The following is a 17752-nucleotide window of genomic DNA, read 5'->3' on the forward strand; positions in this document are numbered from 1 at the left end:
CCATAAGCTCGGTCTTCTTGTTTTAGTTGGTAAGCCGCTTTACTAACCCACTCGCGCGAGTGGTTTTCACCTTAATGCCTCGCTTCAGAACATTGAGCTCGGCGTAAAGAGCTAAACGCTTTTTCGCGCGGGTAATGCCTGTGTAAATCAACTCACGGGTTAATATCGGGCTAAAGTCTGGTGGCAAAATCATAAGGGTGTAATCAAATTCACTGCCTTGCGATTTATGGATGGTCATGGCGTAAGCCGTTTCATGTTCAGGTACTCGGCTTGGCAAGACCGATTTCACACTGCCGTCAGGTAACTCGAAAAAGACTTTCAAACGCGGTTCTTCTTCACTGTCATCTCGCATACAAATACCAATATCACCGTTATACAAACCTAAACCGTGATCATTACGCGTAACCATGACAGGTCTGCCGTGATACCAAATTTCATCCTGAACTTGAATTAACTTGCGCGCCGCAAGCGCTTTCTCGATGCGTTGGTTTAGCCCAGCCACACCGAAGTCACCTTCACGGATCGCGCACAGCAGTCGGCATTGGTTGAAGGTATCTAACACCGCTTTGGCTTTGTGCGTTAGCGACTCTGGCTCTCCGGTTTTAGGATCAGTTTCCTGTTGTCCAATGCGTTTGAGGTAACGACCGTATTCCTGCACCAACGTCTGCATCATTTGGTTGTAATGTTGACTACTTAGTGCGAAATGTTCGATATCGGAAAAGTCACGCGCCCAGACGTTATCTACGCTCGCAGCAGAACCGGAATTAACCGCTTTTGCCAACTGACCAATGCCTGAGCGAGCGTCAAATCGGTAGCTCTTTTGCAGCATACATAAACTATCAGCAATGCTAGATGCACTGTTACCCGTATGGGCTAAAGTATCGAAGCCCGTCAGTTTTGCGATGGCTGACGCCTGCTCTTTGCCATAACCCAATGCATGGAACGAACAGATATCACCCAACACAGCCCCAGCTTCAACTGAGGCAAGTTGGTCTTTATCACCTAACAAAATCAGCCGCGCATGTTTCGGTAAGGCATCGACCACTTTGTACATCATTGGTAAATCGACCATCGACGCTTCGTCGATAACTAAAATATCCAAATGCAGTGGATTTTGCTTGTTGTGACGAAATTCTGCACTATTAGGAATCGCGCCCAGCAACCGATGTAAAGTGCTCGATTCAGTCGGAATTTTGGCTTTTAGCTCCGGAGAAACTGGCAGTTCTTGCACCGCTTTACCAATGGACTCGGTTAATCGCGCCGCCGCTTTCCCCGTCGGGGCCGCCAGCTTAATGGTTAGATTTTTCTCTTGCGTCGCCTGTTCAATCAAAGCAGCAAGCAATTTGGTTACTGTCGTCGTTTTACCCGTACCAGGGCCACCAGAAATCACAGCAAATCGACGAGTTAACGCAACCGCCGCCGCGACTTTTTGCCAGTTCACACAAGCTGAGAGTGGCACGAGTTCATCCAGTGTTTGCAAATCTTGAACCTTACGCGCATTGCTAAGCACGGAATCAATCGCGTGCCAATCCAACGATTCGCTTGCGACCACATCAAGGTGGTCACACACCAATTGTTGACGCAACACTTGGTTGCTGCTTCCCGCTTCTACTGCTTTGCCTAACGCGTTAAACAGAAAATGGTATTGGCGTGCAAACAAATAGTTGAGCAACTCGGATAATCGCGCAAACTCTTGTGGTTGCAAGTTAACTGCGGCGCCCAACTGATTGAGCTTTTCCGCCAGTGTCACTTCATAATGCCAATAGCGATGCAGATACAGACGCTCACCATCGAACATTAAAGGCAAGGCTTCTCCTTGCGCGCCGACCACGCTGGAATTTTGTAATACTTGAATCCAGTCTATGCCTTGCAACTGTGTGTTGAGCGCCAATGCCGACTCACCAAACAGCCCTAACTTACTGGCTAAATCCGCAGATTGCCCTTGTGCATCGAACAGAGACAGACAGATATGTCCTTTGCCGAGCTCACTACTGACAACACCAGCGATAAACGCCAATGCTTGGCTGTCCGACGATTCATCATGCGCTTGAGAATCAATAAAGCAGGCGAATTGGTAGTCGAGCTGACGAATAGCACCTTTGTGCGCCAAGCGTTCCAGCACTACCAATAGACTATCTTGGCCAGAATGAAGATTGCGATTTGTCGTCATTAAAGTAGCTCCATCTGCCCGGCTTGAGTTGAGCGCGTTTCAAGTGCTTGACCATCAATCAAACGATCCATCTCTTGTAAGAAGTCTAAGGTTGGTTTCGCGGCAAAAATGCCGTGGTCACTCTGCCCATCCATGCCGCGCAAGAACAAGTAATACACGCCACCGAAGTGCTGTTCATAATCATAATTGGCCAATCGGCTGCGTAGGAAACGATGCAGTGCTAACGCATAAATCTGGTACTGCAAATCGTAGCGGTGATCCGCCATCGCCGATTTCAGAGCCTCACCATGGTAGCTCGTCACATCGTCGCCAAGATGATTCGATTTCCAGTCAAGCACGTAGTATTTACCTTGATGTTCAAACACCAAGTCGATAAAACCTTTGAGCATGCCTTGCACGGTTTGGAAACCTAAATCCCCCGCTTTCGCCGACAACGGATCGTGACGTTGAATGACTCGGTTTAACGCCGGTGCAGACAAAACTTCAATCGGCAGCAAAAACTCCATCTCCACCAAACGTTGCGACGGTGCTTTTTGATTCAGCAGCAAAGACTTACCATCCAACGGCGTTGCGAGTACGGTATCAATCAATTGCTGTAAAATGGGCAACCACTCTTCATCGAGCTGTTCGCTTTCCATCAAGCCAAGGATGATTTGTGTATTCTCTTCCGTCGTGGCTGGCTGAGTAAATTCAATTTCCTCAAACAGGCTGTGCAGGAACGTACCCGGACGCGCACCACGAGGGAAGGTAAAAATCGAACGCTCTGGCTCCACCAAATCCGCTTCGTCTTGTTCTTCAGATGAGTCGATATCGAAACCTGTAATCTCAATCGTGGCATCATGCTCGGCGTGATGAGAGCCTTGCTTGACCAAGCCAGAGTAACTGGTGATGCGCCAGTTTCTGTCGATAGGGTTTTGCAGTTCTTTCGCACTAAGATCGTGTACTTCTTCTTGTGGCGCTACGTACTTGTCTTCGAGTTGCTGCGGCGGATCGGCCACAACGACACAATCAAGCTCGTCTTGTTGCTTTGTTAAACCTTGGTGCAAATCGTTAATGCCACCTTCTTGACCATTTTGAATCAAATAGCCAATCGCACTGCGGTGTACGCCAGTTGGCTCTTTGGTCGAACGACCATTGCGCAAAGGCGAGGCTCCAATAAAACACGCATACACAGCACGCGTTAGTGCCACGTATATCAAGCGTAAGTCTTCCGCCAAACGCTCTTTATCCGCTTGCTTCATGGACGCATCGTTGCCAGTGATATCCAGTACCGTGCGGTCATTGGCTGCATCGTAATATTTGGCTTCGCTGGCTTCTCGATAGCTGAACACAAACGGCAGAAATACGAGGTCATACTCCAAGCCTTTTGATTTGTGAATAGTCACGATCTGTACTAAGTTACGTTCCGATTCTAAACGTTGGATTTGGTCATCACTGCCGCCCAAACCGTTTTCCGCATCACTGATAGACTGAGCGAGCCAACGCAGCAGACCGTGGTCGCTATCCAGTTCATTACTGGCTTGTTGAAGCAGTTCACCGATGTGCATTAAATCGGTAAGCACTCGCTCACCATTCTCACCTTGTGAACTCGCACCTTCTTCTAGTAATCGCTCGGCAATATGGCGTTTGCTGATCACCGCGCGTAACATCGGCAGCACACCACGCTGAACCCAAAGTTTGCGATATTCTTTGAATTCGTTTACGACATTTTCCCACACTACTTCATCGTTATTAAGCGCATCCAAACTTGCTGCATCGAGGGCAAATAGCTCAGAGGCAAGACTTGCACGCAGCGCACGATCATTTTCTGGAGTCAGCACCGCTTGCAGCAAACGCTGTAAATCCTGCGCCACTGAACTGGTAAACACACTGTCTCGGTTAGACAGGTACACGCTGGCAATGCCTTGATCAGCCAACGCTTGTTTGATCATGCGACCTTCGCTACCTGTTCGAACCAACACCGCAATATCGCCCGCTTGAACCGCTTTCTGTTTTTCGCCATTCACCAGACACGCTTGCCCCTGTTGAGCCTGCGTCAAAATAGTTTGGATTTGGCTTGCGGTCGCCTCTGCCATTCGAGTCAAATACTCGCCTTTTGGTAGCGGTTTATCGTCCGCTTCTTGCAACCAATAAGTCAGCGCCGGTTGCTTTTGGCCACCCATAGTCCAAATGCGTTTTTCGGCATTGGGACTGTACCTAACGGGTAAGAACGGAATATCCGAATCATAGATAAATGGACTGTCTGGCAAAGCAAATACTTGGTTTACCGCCTGCACCATATCTGCGCTAGAACGCCAGTTGGTTCCTAACGTGTAGTGGGCACTTACTTGGTTACGCGCTTTGATATAAGTGAAAATGTCTGCGCCACGAAAGCCATAAATCGCCTGCTTGGGGTCCCCGATCATAAACAAACCACATTCCGGGTTGTTCAGATAAATACGGCTGAAAATACTGTATTGAAGCGGGTCGGTATCTTGGAATTCGTCAATCATTGCGACGGGATACAAAGTACGAATACGCGCCGCTAAAAGCTCGCTTTCGTCCGTATCGATAGAAGCAGAAAGTTGCGTTAGCAAATCATCGAAAGAGAGCCACTGTTTTTGATTTTTCGCGTTAGCCAGCATCACTCGACAATGTTCAATTGCATGAGCAAGCAGTGGCGCTTTTAAGCTGATTGGGTTGGCAAGAAATGTTTCAATGACTTCAAATACTGCATGCTGCGGCGCACTGCCTTTCGGTGTTTTTTCCAACAAGACGTTTTGCGCGAATTTCTCCAGCTTGTCTGGATAATCGTAACCTGTAGTTTCCGTTGCCGCCCAAGCGTTTACCGCCTCCAACCACGTCGGCAGAGACTTTTTGGTATAGCTACGTTTGTTAATATCTGAATCTGAAATTAGCGTTAAGAAGTCATCTTGGCTTTCTCGCCACTGTGCTTTTAATCCATCAATTTTTTTCAGATTTTCAGTATGAAGATCAGCCAAACTGCCTTTCATTGCTGGAACAGAAAGGCTTAACGGCGCACCGGTTAAGTAATTGCTGATGTCAGACAACAACGCAGATGGAGAGCCCCATAGCTGGCGGATTTCTCCCGCCAAAGTAAATGGCAATGGGTAGAAATTGCGGCGCCAGTAATCGGCTACAACTTGCGCTTTTAGGTGGCTTTCATCGGTCACAAACTCGTTATTAAATCGGCTGCCAGATTCAAACGCATTTTGCGTTAGCATACGTTGGCAAAAACCGTGAATGGTGTAGACCGCCGCCTCGTCCATCTGACGCTCTGCCTGCAATAAAATTTCTGCGGCTTGCTTGTGATCGTCAAACTCATTAAGCAAAGGTTGGATCACCGGATCGGAACTCTGTCCACGCGCAAACGCGATTCGCGCATCATGGATTCTTGCCCTGATACGATCGCGTAATTCCGCAGTTGCCGCTTCGGTAAAGGTTACAACCAGAATTTGGTCGACCGTAAGCGGTACGCGATGTCGAGTTTCCGCGCTGCCGTGACCAAGCAAAAGGCGCAGATATAAACCTGCAATAGTGAAGGTTTTACCTGTACCTGCTGATGCCTCGATTAACCTCGCACCATGCAGAGGAAACGTCATCGGTTCTAGTGGCGTTGGTTGAGGTTGCTCTGTGCGGTCTAATGTATGTAGAGGACACTCTGCACCTGACATTTGATCCATAACGCTGAATCTCTCCGGATTATTTACTAGGACGTATCACCTAATAAATGTGATCTATAGTTAAAAATTCTATTAATATGTTTAACAAGTTGGATAATTTAGAGCTTTGTGAGATCTTTCTCACGGTTATCCATAAGACGTACCGTTAGTATGCGCCCCACGAGATAAGCCAAACCTTTTTGGCGGCACAACTCAAATGAATTAAACAAAAGTATCATGGTCCCTCTGACCTTGTGGCCGTACAGCGAACGCCCTACAAAAAATAATGATTTTCTGGCGGCCACCCTACTCTTCCTTCTCTTTATCCAGCTGTCTTTATTACGCTTTTACATCATCAGCGTCTTGAACCGCTAAGCGCGCACCTTGCAGTACTAATGCTGTCAGCAAACGAACTTCTGAGGCCAACTCATCATTCCAAGCAGGCCAAATTCGAGAGATGTACGCATTACTGCCTTCGCCCGGGCTCATGAAGCCATCATTGAATGCGTCAGCCATTTTCTTCAAAGATTTCTCTTCGTCATCGACCCACTGACCGCGGCTAAAGCCCGCTTCAACACAAGCCAACGCCGTTTTCGGGAAATAAGGCAAAGGCTTAGTCATGCCTTCGAAAAATAAGCGAACTAATTCAGTCAGTAGCTGTTTGGCATACTGCGCATCGGCAATTTCTGGGTAGATCAAATGCAGCGCGCCTTCTTTACGATCGTAACCAATGATGTGAGTTTTCTTAGCATGACCCGACGCCGACATGGCAAGGTGATCGATCCACGCAGCAAGGTAATCCTGCGAGCGAATCTTACCGCTTCTATAGCGAATCAAACCGGATTGGTAGCATTGAGTCAGCCAACCTGTTAGGCGAACGTTTTTCTCTTCGCCTTCATTTCGCTCAAACAAGGAATCAAACGTCAGGTCGATTTCCAAATCGTCTTGAGGCGCACCAGATAAAAACGCCAGTTTATCCACCAGCTCTTCCGCCTGAACTCGGTTAGTTTCAAATTCGATATCACCAAACGCCCCCACCGGCAGTTTGCCTTGCGCGCGCTGTTGACTCATAAAGTGTTTAAGTACCTCTGTTTTTTTCTCTGGCTGCATCAATGTCGTTTCAAGCAAGGTTTCTAACAGCTCATCACGCATTTGATAGCTCTCCAAACCACCTAAAACAAAGGGTTCGTCGTCCTCCATCACCGGTAGTGGCGGTTCAAAGATTACTTTTAAACGACGATTGAAAAAATACTGCACAGGTAAGCGCCAGAAACGTTGCAACTCGACTAAGTCGAGCTCAAGTGGGAACGTCGCTCCTAACAGATAGTCGTCTAATGCCCGATTAAAATCACGACGAACATAGCCTTGCGATTGACTACTTTGAGTTAATGCCGCTGGAATCCACTCTTTCGCGTAGCTGGCGTGCATGCCTTGGAACGCACTTGGGCTAAACGGCATCATGGCGTGGGTATTCACCAACGCATTTAATAAGTTGTCGCCAGACTCATCAACGGGCAACGCTTCATCACCACTTAAACAATAGTTTTGGTGGCAGTATTCCATCAGCTCAGAAACCAGAACCGAAGGTACTCGCTCGGTATTGTCTTGGATTGAACGGCCAACATAACTGATGTAGAGCGTTTGCTGTGCCGATAGCATTGCTTCGAGGAATAGGTAACGGTCATCATCTCGACGCGAACGGTCGCCCGGTTTGGTTCTTCCGGTCATCAAGTCAAAGCCTTCTGGCGGCATGGAGCGTGGGTACACGCCGTCATTCATCCCCAGTAGACAAACGGTTCTAAACGGAATAGAGCGCATCGGCATCAGGGTACAAAAGTTCACTTGACCAGCCAGGAAGCGCTGGCTGACTCGTGTGCCAGATAATTTGTTTTGAAGGTATTGGCTGATGATCGACGGCGACAACGCATCATCAAATGCGGCATCAGCTAATTGCTCTTTGAGTTGGCTGAGCGTATCGCGAATGGATTTGAGCGCCATTTCGCCTTCTAACTCAACTGAGAAGAAGTCATCCAGCAGTGAAACCAAAGTCTCTCGCCAACCATCAATAGTCTGAACATGAGAAAGTTTGCTTCGATAAGTGCTAATTTGTTGGATAAAGTGTGCCAACTTGCCCGCCAGCTCTGCACCCATGCCTTGCACTTCGTTGTACGGAGATAAACTGCCTTGCTCGGTTTCAAACAAACCTGCGGATTCTGGCATCGCGTAGCCAAGCAACATGCGTTGAATACCAAATTGCCATGTGTTTTGACGGGTTTCCGGCAGTTCAAATTCGCGTCCGGTATTGGCATCCAACCCCCAGCGAATCCCCGATTCCTCAACCCATTGTTTGGCTTGTAAGAAATCATCTTCGCTGAGTTCAAAACGCTTTAATATCGCCGGAGTTTCCAAAAGTTCGAGTAGTTCTGATGCCAAACAGCGCGTATTGGGTAAGTTCACCAACTGCATAAATGCGGCCAGAATTGGGCTCTCTTGATCGGCGGTTCGGTCAGAAATCGAATAGGGAATAAAACGCTCACCCGGTGCGTTACCAAAGACCGCCTGAATCGCAGGGCTGTAAGCGTTGATGTCCGCGACCATCACGATAATATCGCGCGGTTTTAACGTTGAGTCAGCATCGAACATCGCCAATAGTTGATCATGCAGCACTTCCACTTCACGCATCGGGCTGTGACAAGCGTGTAGGCTCAGTGATTTATCACCCAAGCTAACCACTTGTTTGTGACGACTGTTTTCAATCTGTTGGTCATCTTGATGTTCTTCAAGATTGAGAATATCCGCTTGCAATTGATGGAGCAGACTGTCGCGCTCAACATCAACAAAGGCTTCAATTTCATGAGATTCCAGCTGAGACAACAGATACATATTGTCGCGCCCGAGTTTACCCATGGACGCCAACAGACTGTTTCCGACCACATCGGTGTGCAGCTCATCGATCACATTATCTTCCAGTGATCCTTTCAGTTGCTCAGTTTCACCTTGCACTTCCGAGTGATCGTCCTGCCACACAACGTGCTGACGATGTTTCGCCGCCAAACGAGCCAGATATTTGCGATCTCGAACTTCACCCCAGTAATAACGACAAGGGTTAGTGAACATCAGATGCACGTCGATGTGTTCGCCAATTGCTTTTAGCGCATCCATATAGCGAGGCGGCAACGAAGAAATGCCAAAAACAAACAAACGCTTGGGTAAATGGTCAAAATTGCCGTTAAAACTCGCTAACGTGTCGATAAAGTGCTCATAAAGGTTGGCACGGTGATATGGAGACTGCCCTAACGACACAGTGTGATCATACAACGCTTGCCATAAGATCGGCTGCCACGGATGCTCATCTTCCAACTCTGCCACACTCTTCCCGGCTTCCCAACTTGCGATCCATTCCGGACGATACACCAAGTAACCATCGAAAATATCGGCAATTTTCTCAGCCAGCTGATACAGCTTAGAGTGGTCACTGTCATCTTTGAGGTACTGCGCTAACGGCGAAAACACCTCTTGGTTGAGAAGCCCCGGAAGCAAATGCATCAACTTCCACGTCATCGCTTCTTTGTTAAACGCACTGCGTTTTGGCACGTCTGGCAATACCTGCGTAAACATTTCCCAAATGAAAGTCGCAGGGAGCGGAAAATCAATGTTCGCGGCAACACCAAACTCTTTGGCCAATTCCATTTTTAGCCACTGGGACATGCCTGGACTTTGAACCAGAATTTGTTCTTTTTCGAACGGGTTTTCCAGCGGACTGATTCGAATCAGTTCGACAAGGAGTGATTTAAGAACGTCAACTTGGTTGGAGTGATAAACAGTAAACAAATTGGGAATACCGAGCGCCGATTGAAACTGTTAGCTAGCTTAGCACAGCCCCATTTAAACCCGCAGTGATCTCGCGTTCGGAAAAAACAAAAGGTTATATATCACTCAAATAGAGTATGAATCTTCTGAATTTTCACATGTCAATCAAGTCTGACACTTCCATACAAAATGTGACATTCGTCGCAACTATTCCATAATAAAAAACACTGTTTTATACTCCCTCTACCCATAATTTATAAACAAACAAAAAGTATGTTTCGCAAACTGTCTTCCAACAGCGCTTGGCTGATTGCTTTTTTTGCTTGCTTTACAGTGTACCTGTCGATCGCTTGTTATCCTTTTGTGTTGTCTAACAATCAGAATGAACCACTAACCTTGTTGCAAGGTTACTATTTGGTTTCGACTCAATATGGCTGGCTGGGCTTGATCGCTCTTCCATTTATGTTGTTGAGTTTATTGCTCTCTTTTCTACCGACTCGAGCATTCAAAGGCATCGTGATCGCTATCGCGATCTGTCTATTGATTATGTTTAAAGTCGATATCCTCGTTTTTCAGCAATACAAACTTCACATCAACGCTCTATTAATCCGTATGTTTTTCGAAGGTGGTGATGATGTCTTCGATATTTCGTGGATGAGTTGGCTAATCTTCATCAGTGAAATTGCCGTTCTGGTGATCGGGCTCGCTTGTACCGTTTGGGTAAGTAATCAACTGGCACAAAGCCGAGCTAAGTTCGTTTTGATCAGCGTCTGGTTTGCTGTATTGCTTAGCACGCAGATGATTCATGCGTACAAAAACGCACTTTACGACGATGAAGTCAGTCAGTTTTCGAATAACTGGCCACTTTACTACCCGCTGACGGCTCGTAAATTTATTTACAAACACGACCTAGTGGATGAGAACATTGCATCGAAGAACCGCGTAGAGTTAACCAACATTGAACGTAGCTCACTCAACTACCCGCTTGCGCCGATTCAAGTGCAAAGCAAAGAGAAACAGCCCAATGTTTTGTTTATCTTGGTTGACGCGTGGCGCTACAGTGATGCGACGCCGGAAGTCATGCCAAATGTCAGCAAGTTCGCCGAAAAAACGGTGAATTTCACACAACATATGAGCGGCGGCAACTCAACTCAAGCGGGTATTTTCAGCCTGTTTTACAGCTTGCCAGCGACCTACTGGGAAAGCTTTTACGCAAGTCAACGCTCTCCTGTGTTTATGGATACGCTGCAAGCAGAAGGCTACCGCATGGGCATTTTTGGCTCAGCACCGCTCACCAGCCCGCCACTTTCTCGCACGGTATTCAAAAAAGTGTCGGACTTGACCCTGAAACAAACTGGAGAAACAGCTGTCGAGCGCGATCAGCAGATAACAGACAAGTTCATCGAGTTCCAAAAGCAGGACAGCGACAAGCCGTACTTTGGTTTTCTGTTCTACGATGCCGCCCACGGCACGGTGTTTCCTGAACCTGAATTTGCGAAATTCAAACCATACTGGGAACGCGTTGACCACATTTTGCTCAACAACGATTTTGACGCTTCGCTTTACCACAATCGATACAAGAACTCGTTGTACTACATCGACAGCTTGATTGGTGATGTGCTGAAAAATGTCGACTTAGACAACACCATTGTGGTGATTTCATCAGATCATGGTGAAGAGTTTAACGACCATAAGATGAACTATTGGGGCCACACGGGTAACTACAGTGACGTTCAAGTACATGTGCCTCTTTACGTGTACATGCCAAATCGTCAGCCAGAGCAAGTTGATTACCGCACGACCCATTTTGACGTCGTGCCAACCATGATGAATACGCTGTTTGACGTTCAAGGCACAACGAGTTCATACAGCGTTGGTCATAACTTGTTTGATAGCTCTGCCTCTCGCGATTGGTATATTGCAGGCAGCTACTACAACTATGCATTGGTCGGCAAAGAACTGATGCTTGTGGTCAACCCTGGCGGGCACTCTCAGCAACTGAATCGCCAGTTAAAAGTCGAGAAAGAACAGAAAATTCCTGTCGATATCATTCGTCATTCTCTGGATGAGATGTCGCGATTTTACAAAAAAGGCTAGTGTCCAACATCGACGCCGATTGAAATAAAAAAGCCTCTTGGTTGTAAGACCAAGAGGCTTTTTCCTATCTGCTATTTAAGCGTGATGAGCGTGCATCAAGCGTGGCTGAATCAACAAGTTGTTGATGTATTGTAAGGCCACATAAGAGACAACAAATGTTGCCACAATCAACTCAAGACTAGCTAAGCCTCGCACTTGTTGAACATAGTGCGCAGCCAATCCTTGCAACTCCATCCAATTCGCCATTTTAAACAGCGCCGTCGCACCGATCACCATCGGGAAAGTGAACGCCGCATAGCCTGGGCTAAATGGCAGTCTAAGCAATTTAAAGAATGCGAGGTAAATGATGGCTGTCATCAATACCGCGATACCAAATAGCATAGCGATGATCACTGGTGATGGTGTCGCAGTGACCGTTAAGTACCCTGCCAATGATAGACTTGCTGGTGCCGCCATAATTGCCATTGTTGGTTTCGCTGCATCCGGAATTTCATGGGTAAACATAAAACGGTAAATCATCATCGGCAACATGATCGCGTACGCCACCATACCAAACATCAATGCACCTTGTGCCACTGGTGCTAACATCGGGTTGCCAGAGAAAGACACATCCGCAACGATGATACCCACAGGCGGTACAAACCAACTAGGAACCATGTGGTGCAATTCAAAATCTTTGGCGCGATGGTAAACAAAGCTCACCAAGAATACGATGTGCAAAACCACCGCAATCAGCCAAAGCGCATCGCCAGCTAATGGGTAAAAATGGCCGAGAGAGTTCGATACCACCATAGTGCCCATCGCAAATGTCGGAACCACGCTGCCCACAACCGGATGAGCAAGATCTTGTCTCAATAGATGATTATGTAGCAAAAACTTGGTTGCCAATATAGCCAACAATATGCTCGCGATACCCGCACTAATCCACTGTCCGTAGCCATGTAATTCGGCGAAGTTCTCCCAACTCCAGCCCAAGCTTGCAATACCAAGAGCCAAACCCGCCATTGGAGTTGGTGCTCCCATTACTTTTGCTTTTGTTCTTTGAATCATGATGACCTCAACCAGACTCACTCTTGATGGGACGTATAATACGCTTGCACTTCGTTCCGATATATCTAATTATTTAAAACAAACGTTCAGAATTACTTAACGGTGGGGTATGGCAAGTCACATTTCTCTTAAACAACTGAAAGTGTTTACGACGATCACGCAGCACAAAACGCTCACAGCGGCTTCTGATAGTCTCTTTTTATCGAAAGCCGCAGTGAGCATGGCACTCTCAGAATTAGAAAAGCAGATCGGCCATCACTTATTTGATCGTGTTAATAACCGACTGATTTTGAACCAAGAAGGTCAAAAACTACTGCCACTGGCGGATGAATTACTCAACCGAGCCAAGGACATCGAGAGCATTTTCGATGGTGACCAAGCGCTATCGGGCCAACTTCGCATTGGTGCCAGCGACACCATTGGCAACCAAGTCGCGCCCTATTTGCTTAGCGAATTTCGTCAGCAAACGAACCATCGTTCTCAAAGTCTGTTCATTTCTAACTCCGCACAAATCTGCGACATGCTGACCGATTACGAGTTAGACATAGCCCTCATTGAAGGCAAAACACTTCACCCTGAATTGCAGTCTACCCAGTTTAGCGAAGATGAAATGTGCGTGATTTGCGCGCCCAATTCCCCAGCCGCGCACGAAGGGCCAGTAAACTTAACCGAGCTAGAAAACAGTGAATGGATATTGCGAGAGGCAGGATCTGGTTCACGCGAATTTTTTATGCGCGTTGTCGCGCCGCGCTTGGAACATTGGCATGAAGCTTTTCAGCTCAATACCACCGAAGCGTTGATCAACTCAGTATCGGCAGGGTTAGGCTTGGGCTGTTTGTCACGTTTGTCTGCAGAACCTGCTATTCGTGACGGCCGCGTAAAACTGCTCGACATGCCTTTAGATATGAAACGTCGCTTCTGGTTACTGGTTCATAAAGAGAAATATCAAAGCCCATTGCTCAGAACGTTTATCGAATTTTGCCAAGATTGGGAGCGACCAACAAACCTTCCTTTGGCGGACAAATCCGCAAAGTGAAACCAAGATAGTTTAAATGCTAGTCAGTTAGTTGTACGTGTCTCTCATTCTGAGGCTTGTCGCTAGACTTGATTGGTCAAAAACTGTATAAAAAGCCAGTATCAATACACCAAATTAGGGGACCAACCATGGCTGTAATCGTCAAGTACGTGGTAGAACGCAATGGAGAAGAGAAAATGACTTTTACCTCTAAAGCGGAAGCTGACGCATACGACAAAATGCTGGATATGGCAGACGAGTTATTCTCACTGCTGGGTAAAAGTGAACTTCTAGAAGACGAAGGTAAGCAAGAAGATCTTGCAATGTTCCTTGCGCAAAACAAAGAAGAAGTGCTTTACGCTCTTGGTGCAAAACGTAAACCTGCACCAAAAAAAGCAAAGAAGCTTGAAGCTGTTGAAGAAGATAGCGAGCAAGAAGACGCTGCATAAGCCTCTCATTTGTTTAGAAAAAACGTCGCATTATGCGGCGTTTTTTTATTCCTTCCGTTTATCTCCATATATCTCTGAGAATATAAAGAACCGATTTAATATCCCAAATTGCTCTAAATTTCATGTTGCAGATTAGTGTGACTTAGATCTAGTCTAAATGGGTTCGGTGATGGGGTGCCACCGGAATCGAAAGATTCGAACCGCTTTTACAGCTAATGACTCCTACAGAAACGAAAACAGGTCAGCCCTGTTGGAAATGCTTTACCAATGTTGTTAAAGCAAGAGTTCTGTAGTGAGCAATTCAACTCTTCTCCAACCCCGCTCCTGTTTTCTCAAAAAATAAAAATACACTGGGAAAACATTATGCAATATTCACACGAAATCCAATCAATGTGCCCGATTCAACGCGGCGATCTTCATGCATCTGCACCGATCCCTGTTGAAGGCGCAATGATCAATCCAAAAGACGTTATCGCGATTTCTGGTCTTAGCCACGGCGTTGGCGCTTGTGCTCCTCAACAAGGTGCAGCAAAACTGACTCTTAACATCAAAAACGGCATCATCGAAGAAGCTTTGATCGAAACGATCGGCTGTTCAGGCATGACTCAATCAGCCGCGATGGCCGCAGAAATTCTAACAGGCAAAACCATTCTGGAAGCACTGAATACCGACTTGGTATGTGATGCTATCAACGTCGCGATGCGCGAAATCTTCCTTCAATTTGTTTACGGTCGTACTCAATCTGCTTTCTCTGAAGGTGGCTTGGAAATTGGTGCGGCACTGGAAGATCTTGGTCAAACTCAACGCAGCCAAGTGGGTACTAGCTACTCAACCAAAGCAAAAGGCGTGCGTTACATGGAGTTGGCTGAAGGCTATGTAACAAAACTCGCGCTAGACGAAAACAAAGAAGTGATTGGTTACCAATATCTCAACCTCGGCAAGATGATGAAAGCCATCAACGAAGGCGTATCTGCTGCAGAAGCCGCAGACAAAGCGACGGGGACTTACGGTCGTTTTGACGAAGCCGTAACTACCATCAACCCACGCCAACAATAATTGCCACCAAGAGGAAAGAGATTATGAACACTCCAATTACTGAATCTGTACGTCGCACATTAGACGAAATGCAACTTTCTTCTCTGGAAGAGGCTTACCAATACTGTATGGATCGTGGTATCGACCCTAAAGCACTAGTGATGGACACTCAACCTATCGCGTTTGAAAGCGCTGCCGATGCCTACACGCTAGGCACTGCTTTGGCGATTTTCCGCGTAGCAAAAACAGCTGAAGAAGCTGCAAACATCATCGGTGAAGGCCTTCAAGCCTGCACAAAACCAGGCAGCGTCGCAGAACAACGCCGAGTGGGTATCGGTCACGGTGCATTGGCGGCTCGTCTATTGAATGAAGAAAGTGGCTGTTTCGCTTTCCTTGCGGGCCATGAGTCATTCGCAGCGGCAGAAGGCGCTATCAAAATCGCATTGAACGTGAACAAGTCACGAAAAAATCCGTTGAAAGTTATCCTAAATGGCTTGGGTAAAGACGCCGCTTACCTAATCTCACGCATCAATGGTTTCACTTACGTACGCACTCAGTACAACTACCAAACTGGTGAGTTAGTGGAAGTAGAACGTCGCCGTTTCTCCCAAGGTCCACGTGGTGAGATCCTTTGCTACGGGGCAGACGATGTACGTGAAGGCGTGGCTATCATGCATAAAGAACAAGTGGATGTGAGCATCACAGGTAACTCAACAAACCCGACTCGTTTCCAACACCCAGTTGCCGGTATCTACAAAGCAGAGCGTAACCGTGAAGGCATGCCTTACTTCTCTGTGGCATCAGGTGGTGGTACTGGTCGTACTCTACACCCAGATAACGTGGCGGCAGGTCCTGCATCCTACGGTATCACCGATACCATGGGTCGCATGCACGCCGATGCGCAATTCGCGGGTAGCTCTTCAGTACCAGCACACGTAGCGATGATGGGCTTCATCGGTATGGGCAACAATCCAATGGTAGGGGCAACGGTTGCACTTGCAGTAGAGGTCGGTGAGCTAAGCCTCTAAGTTGATTTATCGCTTTACTATCCAAAGCCAGTAAATCCAACAAACCCAGTGTAGGGGGAGTGACTTCGGTCCTCCCCTTATTTTTTGCGATGCCCCCTTCTCCAACTTCACTGTGTCTCTGCCCAAAATCGGTCTGATAAGGCTTTTGCGACACATTTCTCATCAGACAAACATATCTATAAAAAGACAAAAGGTATCCATCTACAGACTTTCTCCATTTCCCCTCTTTAAACTCCTCAACACTCTCTTTATGATGACTGACAACTTAATTATTTCTTGTCAGTGAACAGACGAGACACAAGACTCAACACATGGAGATCAACTATGGCTTTCTTCTCTCTAGCCTTTGGTACGGCAACTAAAAACCGCGACGGCAAAATCATCGAAGCGTTTTTCCCAAACCCAGTTCTTAACCCAAGCGAAGCGCTTGTTAACGCACTAGCAGCAGTAGCAGGTTACGAGCAAGGCAACCAAGCTATCGAGATCTCTGCAGCACAAAGCGCAGAACTGGCTGCAGCATTTGAAGCAAACGGCGATGCAGCAAACGCATCTATCGCAGCAAAAGCAGCAGAATCAGCACAACCACTTGTACTGGTTATTCTTGCAACTGACGAGCAGCCACAAAGCGTTGCTGAAGGTTTCTTAAAACTTCAACTTATCTCTAACCGCCTAGTTCAACCACACGGTACGGTACTAGACGGCATCTTCGGTCTACTGCACAACATCGCATGGACTAACGAAGGTCCAATCGACCTACCTGAACTAGCAGAGCGTCAAATCGAAGCTCGCCTAGCGGGTCGTGCACTAAGCGTAGATTGCGTAGACAAGTTCCCTAAAATGGTGGACTACGTGGTACCAACTGGTGTTCGTATCGCTGACACTTCTCGCGTACGTCTTGGCGCACACGTTGGCGAAGGCACAACAGTAATGCACGAAGGCTTCATCAACTTCAACGCGGGTACAACAGGCGTGAGCATGGTTGAAGGTCGTATCTCTGCTGGCGTAGTGGTTGGTAACGGCTCTGACATCGGCGGCGGCGCATCTATCATGGGCACACTATCTGGCGGCGGTAAAGTTGTAGTTTCTATCGGTGAAAACTCTCTACTAGGCGCGAACGCAGGTCTTGGCTTCCCAATGGGTGACCGTTGTACTATCGAATCAGGTCTGTACGTAACTGCTGGTTCTAAAGTACGCATGCTAGATTCTGCTGGCCAAGAAGTAGAAGTAGTGAAAGCACGCGATCTTGCAGGTGTTTCTGACCTACTGTTCCGTCGTAACTCTGTAACAGGTCAAATCGAGTGTCTTGCTAACAAGAGCGCGGTTGAACTGAACAGCGAACTGCATAAAAACAACTAATTCATTCGTGAATTAGCCCTACGAAAAATCCCCCAGCAGGAAACTGTTGGGGGATTTTTTAGCTTACAGCAAAATGCGTG

Annotated in this window: 10 protein-coding genes and 1 riboswitch; of the genes, 6 read left to right on the top strand and 4 right to left on the bottom strand. The window is 47.2% G+C overall.

Going from position 1 to position 17752, the window contains the following annotated elements:
• Positions 1–22: 22 nt before the first annotated feature.
• From recD to recC, 3 genes are all read right to left on the bottom strand, one after another.
• Positions 23–2170, bottom strand: a complete 2148-nt coding sequence (recD, locus tag MTF70_RS02265) for an exodeoxyribonuclease V subunit alpha (RefSeq protein ID WP_205461143.1) — start codon at positions 2168–2170, stop codon at positions 23–25.
• A complete protein-coding gene (gene recB, locus MTF70_RS02270) occupies positions 2170–5844 on the bottom strand; it encodes an exodeoxyribonuclease V subunit beta (protein WP_213986769.1) in 3675 nt (1224 codons plus the stop codon). The genes recD and recB overlap by 1 nt, the downstream gene beginning before the upstream one ends.
• A 327-nt stretch (positions 5845–6171) precedes the next feature.
• Entirely contained in the window at positions 6172–9663 is a 3492-nt protein-coding gene (gene recC / locus MTF70_RS02275; protein WP_248393838.1) for an exodeoxyribonuclease V subunit gamma, read from the bottom strand.
• Between the two features lie 252 nt (positions 9664–9915).
• On the opposite strand from recC, the gene MTF70_RS02280 reads away from it, so the two are divergent.
• Positions 9916–11739 (top strand): DUF3413 domain-containing protein, encoded by a 1824-nt coding sequence (locus MTF70_RS02280; protein WP_031780218.1) that lies wholly within the window; start codon positions 9916–9918, stop codon positions 11737–11739.
• 75 nt (positions 11740–11814) lie between these two features.
• Here MTF70_RS02280 and MTF70_RS02285 read toward each other — a convergent pair whose 3' ends face one another.
• Entirely contained in the window at positions 11815–12789 is a 975-nt protein-coding gene (locus MTF70_RS02285) for a TDT family transporter (protein ID WP_005391714.1), read from the bottom strand.
• A gap of 109 nt (positions 12790–12898) precedes the next feature.
• Here MTF70_RS02285 and MTF70_RS02290 point away from each other — a divergent pair, with 109 nt between their 5' ends.
• From MTF70_RS02290 to dapD, 5 genes are all read left to right on the top strand, one after another.
• Positions 12899–13825: a LysR substrate-binding domain-containing protein gene (locus tag MTF70_RS02290; RefSeq protein WP_005391712.1), complete on the top strand. Its 927-nt coding sequence runs from the start codon at positions 12899–12901 to the stop codon at positions 13823–13825.
• A 128-nt stretch (positions 13826–13953) separates the two neighbouring features.
• The gene (locus MTF70_RS02295; protein WP_005380208.1) at positions 13954–14253 is read left to right on the top strand and encodes a YebG family protein; all 300 of its coding nucleotides are present in this window, start codon (positions 13954–13956) and stop codon (positions 14251–14253) included.
• A gap of 156 nt (positions 14254–14409) precedes the next feature.
• Positions 14410–14485, top strand: a riboswitch (Fluoride riboswitch).
• A gap of 131 nt (positions 14486–14616) precedes the next feature.
• Complete coding sequence (locus MTF70_RS02300) at positions 14617–15309, top strand: iron-sulfur cluster assembly scaffold protein (protein WP_005380206.1); 693 nt, start codon at positions 14617–14619, stop codon at positions 15307–15309.
• A gap of 23 nt (positions 15310–15332) precedes the next feature.
• Complete coding sequence (locus MTF70_RS02305) at positions 15333–16316, top strand: GGGtGRT protein (protein WP_206949394.1); 984 nt, start codon at positions 15333–15335, stop codon at positions 16314–16316.
• A 324-nt stretch (positions 16317–16640) separates the two neighbouring features.
• Positions 16641–17672, top strand: a complete 1032-nt coding sequence (dapD, locus tag MTF70_RS02310; protein ID WP_206949395.1) for a 2,3,4,5-tetrahydropyridine-2,6-dicarboxylate N-succinyltransferase — start codon at positions 16641–16643, stop codon at positions 17670–17672.
• Positions 17673–17752: the final 80 nt, after the last annotated feature.

This window comes from Vibrio sp. 2CM40D, assembly GCF_023161825.1.
GTDB classification, from domain to species: Bacteria; Pseudomonadota; Gammaproteobacteria; order Enterobacterales; family Vibrionaceae; genus Vibrio; species Vibrio alginolyticus.